The organism is Streptomyces purpurogeneiscleroticus (genome assembly GCF_020024005.1).
GTDB classification, from domain to species: domain Bacteria; phylum Actinomycetota; class Actinomycetes; order Streptomycetales; family Streptomycetaceae; genus Streptomyces; species Streptomyces purpurogeneiscleroticus.
Genome location: NZ_NHSG01000053.1, coordinates 1 through 6,985 on the forward strand (window position 1 = coordinate 1; position 6,985 = coordinate 6,985).

The following is a 6,985-nucleotide window of genomic DNA, read 5'->3' on the forward strand; positions in this document are numbered from 1 at the left end:
CCTGGAGGCCATGAAGATGGAGCAGCCGCTGAACGCGCACCGCTCCGGCACCGTCAAGGGCCTGACCGCCGAGGTCGGCGCCTCCCTCACCGCCGGCGCCGTCATCTGCGAAATCAAGGACTGACCGACATCAAGAACTGACCTCACTTCAGCCCTTCCGCCACGGGCACCGGGCTGGACCATCGGTCCGGGCCCAGGCGGAGGCCCGGCCACCGGCGCGGACGAGGTGAGCACGCGACGTGCGCCTCTTGTTGTCCGTGGCCAAGGTAGCCCCGGCCCCCGTCGCGGAACTGTTCCGCTGCCTCGGCAGCGATCAGGGAGATTCGCCATGTCCCATTCAGTGATCGAAACCGCAGCCAACGCCCCTGTGGAAGGGGAGGGCGTCTCGAGATCGGCACCGCAGAGCGAGCCGGACGCCCAGGCTGGAATCCGGGACGGTGTGCTGCACTTCCAGCGTTGCCGCTGGTGCCATACCTCAGCCTTCCGGCGCCTGCTGTGCCCGGCCTGCGGCTCCACCGACTTGGCCGGAGAGCGCAGTAGCGGTATCGGCGTCATCCGTCATGTCACCGTCGTCGGTCGCGGAGAGGGCAGGCCCCGCGCCATGGCCGTCATCGACATGCATGAAGGATTTTGCCTCCGCGCCAGGGTCAGCGCCGTGCCCCTGGACAGCGCGCGCGTCGGAGCCCTGGTACGCCTGGCTTCCGGGCCGCGGCCACGGGAGATCGTCTTCCAGCTCTGCGACCTCTAGTCGCAGCGAGCGGCACGATGTCTGGCCCTGCCAGCCATCCGGACCAGTGCCGTTGCGGCGGATCGCTCGGCACAAGCGCGGCGGCCCCAAAGATTCCGTCTTCGGTAGAGGGACGGGATGGGAATCATTGGGTCCCGGCCATCCGCCGGTTACGATGATCGCTCCCCCCACGCCACTTCAGGCACGGTGCTGTGCACCGACAGGGGGATGTCATGAGCCGACCGTTTTACATCTGGCCAGCACTGCTGCTCACGGCCGTGAGTGTGACAGGGTGCGGAACCTCCGGTAAGTCGCCGGCATCGGCGGCAAAGACCAGCGCCGGTCATCCGGCAGCCCTCGCGCCGCTGCGCATCGAAGACATGGATGAAGGCTCCGTCTGCGGACGCACGTTGACGCAGAAGCAGCAGGACGACCTCGGGGTGTGGGAGGCCGAGCCGATGTCCGACAAGGGCGGGGTCAGCTGCTACTTCTCCATGACCCCAGACGAGGACAACGCAGCCGGCTACGTCGTGACGCTGTTCCAGAACGAGAAGGCATTGCTGGGAAACGTCGACGGGATGGACCCGATGCCGACAAAAGCCGTCCCGGTCACGGTAAAGGGGAGGATGGCCGCGCGGCAGGTCATGTACGGCGAGGACTGGAGCGCCGGTGTGACCGTGGACATCGGCCAGGGCCGTTTCCTGTACGTGGAGAGGTACTCACCGGGCCACGTGGTGACCGAGAAGGAACTGAACACGCAGGCTGTTGAGGCTGCCGAGAAGGTTCTCGGCAATCTGGAAAGCCGCGGTTGAGCCCTCGCTCCGCTCTCCCCGTCCCACCTCCTGGAACGGGGGCGGCCCGCGCCGGGTGCCTGCGTGTCCCAGTGGATGCGAGGTGCCGCGGATGATGGAAGGGCCGGCGGCCGCTTCGTGTGTGCGGCGAGTGGCGTGAGCGTTGTCAGTGGTCCCGGCTACGGTCCTGCTGTCCTGCTGTCCTGCGGGACGTTCCGCTCTCGCCTGGCCTCTAGGAGCGGCCAGGCGAGAGCGGTGACGCTCGCCCCTTGAGGTTCTTCGGCACGGGGCGGGCCGGATGGCATGGTCGACACCAAGGACATCCACCGTCCATTTGACGTGGGGTCACGGTGCGATTGCAAGGAGAAGTGGGAACTTTCCCTCAAGGGCGCGCCGACGTGCCCGGAATCGGTCACTGCAGGGCGGCCCAAGTGCGTTCCGTGACCGTCATTGTTCCGTGAATCCATGATCGCGTGGCGTAGCAACTCCCCGCCCATGCATGCTGATGCACCTCCCGTGCATCGGCGGTTCGGCACCCGCCTGCCCGGGAGGTCGGCGGCTTCCTCTGGGCCGCCCATGTGCATGGTCGACAGGACGGAAGTTTCAATGAGCAGCAAGCAAATAGTGGTCATCACGGTGACCGTCATCGTCTCGGTCTTCGCCTGGGGCGCGGCGATGGTGGCCTTCGGCCAGGTCGCCGCAACTGTCGCGCTGGCACCGGTTCTCGGAGTCACCGCACAGCAGATCATCCGCGCCGTGCGCGCACCGGCGCCGGGACAGCGGACGGCGTCGGCCGCGGACCAGGAGGAGGACACCCCGTGATGACGCTTCCCGAACCGTCGGCCCACCCCGCCCAACCGGCCCCGCAACGACCCGGGCGCAAGCTCGGGCCGATCGCGGAGAACGTCGGCAGCGCTCACCGCGTCTGGCTGGAACCCGTCCGCACCACCTACCTCAGCAGCGGACTGACTCTGAATGAACTGAGCGAGCGCACCCGGTTCGCCAAATCGAAACTCTCCGAGCTGTTACGCGGGGTCGGGCTGTACCCGCGTTGGGAGATCGTCCACAGCCTGGCCACCGAGCTGAAGATGCCCAACTGGCCGCTCTACCAACTGTGGCGACGAGCAGCGCGGGAGGCCCACAAGACCCGCGGGTGGGTCGAGGGATGCAGCGAGAAAATCACCCTGACCCGCACCCCCGAGGCCCCGCCCATGGACCACTGCGCCTTCCGCCAGACGGTGGAGGAGGACTACCGCCGCTACGCCCAGGTCTTCCTCGCTGATGACCAGCGCGACGCCGCCGTGTCCGACACCTTCGACATCCTCTGGCTGCGCTGGAAAAACGATGCACTTACCAGTCCTGACACTCGGCGTTTCGCCTGGCAGGTCCTGCGCGCCGCGGTCATGGCCAAATCGCCCCACCTGGACGGCCGCCCCGATCTGGCCCGCGCCGCCTTCGACACCGTCGCTCTGCAGTCCCAGACCACCGTGACCGGCCACATGAACCAGCTGACAGAGAGCCTGGAGGTGTTCAAGGCGATGAGCCGCCTGCCCGACCACCGGCTCGACGTCATGCTGCTACGTCGCCTGTGCGGGTTCACCCTCGAAGAAGCCTCCGCTCTCCTCGGGGCCCCGCTGGTTGCGGTGCAGTCCGATGAGCGTCACGCCGTCCGCTTCCTGGAGAGCGTCCTCTGCCCGTCGCCCGAGACCGAAGGGAACACCCCATGACCCGCATCGAAGAACTCCTCTCCAGGACCCTGCTGGTCCGCGAACGCACTATGCCACGCGATTTCGTCCCGCCCGCCACCCTTCCTCCCGGCGACAACTTTGCCGACCGGGCGCCCGAGCCGGCCCCTGCCTCCAGCACAGCAGCCGAGGACCTGCGCGCCCTGTGCGAAACCCTCGTCACTCACACCCCCACCAGGGCGGTCGCCGACTTCGTCACCGATCAGGTCCCCGGTCCGCGCAGCGCGCTCGTCCTGGCGTGTGTCCTTCAGCTGACCGATACCGACGACGGTGCTCGCTTTTGGTGGCAGTACGCCGCCGGCGCCGGACAGACCGCTGCTGCCTACTGCCTCTACCTCCACCACCTGGCCCTCGGCGAAGACGACGCGGCTAACTGGTGGCTCCATCAGGCCGACGACGCACCCGCCCCCTCTGCAGAGCCCTTAGCGCAAGAGCACCCGAGCACGTCCCCTGTTCCTTGCCCGCCGCCAACCCTCCAAATCGCCAACGCTTCCATCACCACGGTCCTGCACCTCTTGCGCAACCTGGGAAAGCACACCGCCCGCACCCGCTCCGCCGCCGTCACCGAACTCATGGATTACATCCCGACCGCAGTCGCCACCGGCTACCTGTACCAGCCCGATATGGAACTCCCCACCCCCGGGCCTGACTTCGCCAACCGTGTCAGTGGCTTGCTCACCGCCGCTGCCGACGTGGATGCCCCACGCGCAACACCGTCCCGCCCACACCTGCGCAAACGCACCACATGCGAGCCCCAGCCGTCCTCCAGCAAGCACTCCCAGACGGCTCACTCGCAGTAGATCTGCCCCGGCCCTATTCCCCGTGGTTCGGCCGCCCGGGCAACGCCCGGCGGCCGACTACCGGTCGCCCTTTCTCCACCGAGCCGCCTCACCTCCGCATTCGTTTCCCCCGCCATGGTCAGGGGCGCACGGCTCGGGCAACTCGGTGCACTACCCGCGGCGGTCTGCACCGCCCACGAGGCGAGCTCCGCGCTCCGGCCCTGAGCGCGAGGCCCCTTTCACTTTCCTAGGAGAGACCCGGCTCCGGGACCTGACCGGTGGGCCCAGCACACACGGTTCGTCGGTGCCGAACGCCTCGCTATGTGCCCCGGGGCAGACGCTCGGCCCTATCCTCCGGCCCTACAGCATCAGTGCTGCAAGTCAGAAGAGCGACGTGCACTGAAGCCGGCCGGTCAGGCTTTTGCCCAAGAGCGCTGGCGTTCACCCAAGTGGGGTGCCGCGTGCGGTGGAAGTAGTCGGCGCCCGCTTGGTGAACACGGCGAGTGATGTGAGCGCTGTCAGTGGTACCGGCCGACGACCACGCTCGCCGCTCGCCACCAGCGCTTACCGCATGGTCAGCGCCCGTCATCCGCCCCTTCGACGACATCTGCGAAGCGCCGTCCGCCAACACGCCGCATGGCACCTCCGAGCTTGTGCAGAACAGCTGGGCCCGCAGCCGATGCCCACCGGGTGGGTAGAGCTCCCGCATGCATGCGACCGCGCCCTGACGGTGGCGAATGCTGTGCGGAGCAACCGGCTCTGTGGGTACGGCTGTTAGGGCCTGTCTGATGGGTCGGTGACGGCCCGCATCGCGAATCGTTCTCGGCGGTGTGAGGCGGGGTGACTTGTCCGCTGGTCCCTGGTGGCATGAGCACCGTACGGGCCACCTTCGGGGACCCCATACCGACGAGCACCGCCTCCTCGCCGTCGTGCAGCGTCGAGCGCGAAAGCCATCCTCTCCGCGACCACATCGAACATCGCGATCGGGATGATGGGCGCGCCCGGCCCGGTCGGGTGTTCGTCTGCGGGGTCAGGTCTGGTGGAGGGCGTAGGCGAGGCCGTCGTCGATGCTGTCCTCCAGGCCCTTGCGGAAGGCCGCGTCGTACGCGGTGTCCCCGGCGGTCTCGCGTGCTTGGCGTTCGCAGGCTTCGCGGGCGGCGAGGAGTTCGGGGAGGCCGATCTGGGAGCGGCCGATGGTGTCCCAGGTCTGCTGGCCGATGCCGAGCAGCCGGGCCGCTCGCTCGCCCCGTCCGGTGGCGGCGGCCAGCGAGGCCAGCAGGTCGATGGCCAAGGCGATGCCGAGGCTGTCGTGGAGCAGGGCCTTGCCCTCCAGGGCCGTGCGGGCGTGCGTGGCGGCCTGGTCCAGTTGGCCGAGGCCGTGCGCCGCCAGCCCCTGTACGTAGTCGGCGTAGGCCCGGATCCACCGTTCGCCGCGCGTGACGCACTCCGCGCGCAGGGCATCGGTTGCCGCGGCGGCGTCCGCGTATTTCCCCAGGCCGGTGTGGGTGAATGTGTGGGTCAGCCACGTCAGGAGGCGCGCCCCAAGGTACTCACCGCCGTGATCTTGGGTGTACGGCGCCGCCTCGAACTCCGCGGCTGCCTGCGCGGGGCTTTCGCACAGCATGAAGTACCCGCCGTCGAGGAGGGCGGCGGCGATCAGCATGGCCGGGCTGCCCGCCGCCTCGGCGTCGGCCCGGAACTCCTTTCCCAGCCGTGCGACCGCGTCGCGGTCGCCCTGCTGCAGCACAGCCGTGCCGCAGGCCCACAGCGCCTTGCTGCGGGCCGGACTCGGCGTCGGGCACCGCTGCAGGGCTCGGTCGAGGTAGTGGCGGCCTTCGCGCTGGAAGCCGCAGCAGAGCCAGAAGAACCACAGCGCCCCGCCCATCTCCTGCGCGGAGTGTCCGTCCCCTTCGGCGAGGCAGAAGTCCAGCGCGGCGCGGAAGTTGGCGTGTTCAGCGGTCGTCCGCTCGTACCAGGCGAGCTGGTCCGGCCCCATCCAGGCGGCATCCGCCCGGTGGGCCAGGGCGCGGTAGCAGTCCCGGTGACGGCGGCGGAGCTCGTCTTCCTCGTCCAGGCGGCGCAGCCAGCCGGCGCCGTATTCGCGGAGCGTGTCCAGCATCCGGTACCGCTCCCCGCCGCCGGTGGGCTGCCAGGTCAGGATCGACTTGTCGACCAGCGCGGCCAGCAGGTCCGTGATGCTTTCGGCGGCCAGATGTCCGTCGGCGCACACCAGGCGGGCGGTCTCGGCGTCGAAGGTCCCGGCGAACACCGACAGCCGGGCCCACAGCAGCCGTTCGGCCGGGCTGCACAGCTGATGGCTCCAGCCGATCGCGGTCCGCAGGGCCTGATGCCAGGGGGGCTCGGTCCCGTCCACCACCTGCTCGGTCTCGCCCAGGACGGCGAACCGGTCGTCCAGCCGCTCGGTCAACTCCCGTACGGACAGCTCGCCCAGGCGGGCCGCGGCCAGTTCGATGGCGAGCGGGAGGCCCTCCAGGCGCCGGCTCAGGCCGATCAGCTCCGCCCGGCCGGCGTCGGTGGCCTCGAAGCCGGGGATGCTTCGGGCGGCGCGCTCGGCCAGCAGTACCACCGCATCCGCCTGCGCTGCCACGGGGTCGTCGGTCTCCGGGACCGGCAGCGGATCGACCGTGAACACCTCTTCACCTGGGGTGTTCAGGCTGCGGCGGCTGGTGGTCAGGATCCGCAGGCCCGGCGCGGCCCGCGCCAGCGCCTGGACGGTCAGCGCGCACTCGTCGGTCAGATGCTCGCAGGTATCCAGGACCAGCAGCAGCTCCCGGTCCGCCAGGTAGTCGGCCAGTACATCGATCACCGGACGGGCAGTCTGGTCGGCCAACGGCAGCGCCTCGGCGATGAGGTGCGCCAGCAGCCCGCCCTGGCGCAGCGGCGACAGTTCCACCAGCCACGCCCCGTCCCGGAACCGGGGTT

General features: G+C 69.2%; 7 protein-coding genes. 6 read left to right on the plus strand and 1 reads right to left on the minus strand.

The window, feature by feature from the left end; genetic code table 11:
- The 6 genes from CCS38_RS01525 to CCS38_RS01550 all read left to right on the plus strand — a co-directional run.
- On the plus strand, positions 1–124 hold a 124-nt coding region (locus CCS38_RS01525), incomplete at its 5' end, for an acyl-CoA carboxylase biotin carboxyl carrier protein subunit (RefSeq protein ID WP_223731363.1).
- Positions 125–328: 204 nt separating this feature from the next.
- Positions 329–748 carry a Zn-ribbon domain-containing OB-fold protein gene (locus CCS38_RS01530; protein ID WP_223731357.1) on the plus strand — a complete coding sequence of 140 codons (420 nt, stop codon included), beginning with the start codon at positions 329–331 and terminating at the stop codon, positions 746–748.
- Positions 749–960: 212 nt separating this feature from the next.
- Positions 961–1,539 carry a DUF3558 domain-containing protein gene (locus CCS38_RS01535; protein WP_223731358.1) on the plus strand — a complete coding sequence of 193 codons (579 nt, stop codon included), beginning with the start codon at positions 961–963 and terminating at the stop codon, positions 1,537–1,539.
- 585 nt (positions 1,540–2,124) lie between these two features.
- On the plus strand, positions 2,125–2,340 hold the full coding sequence (locus CCS38_RS01540) for a hypothetical protein (RefSeq protein ID WP_223731359.1): 216 nt from the start codon (positions 2,125–2,127) through the stop codon (positions 2,338–2,340).
- A complete protein-coding gene (locus CCS38_RS01545; protein ID WP_223731360.1) occupies positions 2,340–3,245 on the plus strand; it encodes a sigma-70 RNA polymerase sigma factor region 4 domain-containing protein in 906 nt (301 codons plus the stop codon). Before CCS38_RS01540 ends, CCS38_RS01545 begins: the two co-directional genes overlap by 1 nt.
- Positions 3,242–4,063, plus strand: coding sequence for a hypothetical protein (locus CCS38_RS01550; RefSeq protein WP_223731361.1), 822 nt, complete (start codon positions 3,242–3,244; stop codon positions 4,061–4,063). Before CCS38_RS01545 ends, CCS38_RS01550 begins: the two co-directional genes overlap by 4 nt.
- Before the next feature lie 1,009 nt (positions 4,064–5,072).
- Here CCS38_RS01550 and CCS38_RS01555 read toward each other — a convergent pair.
- Positions 5,073–6,985 (minus strand): ATP-binding protein (locus CCS38_RS01555; RefSeq protein WP_223731362.1); only part of this gene is annotated, 1,913 nt, incomplete at its 5' end.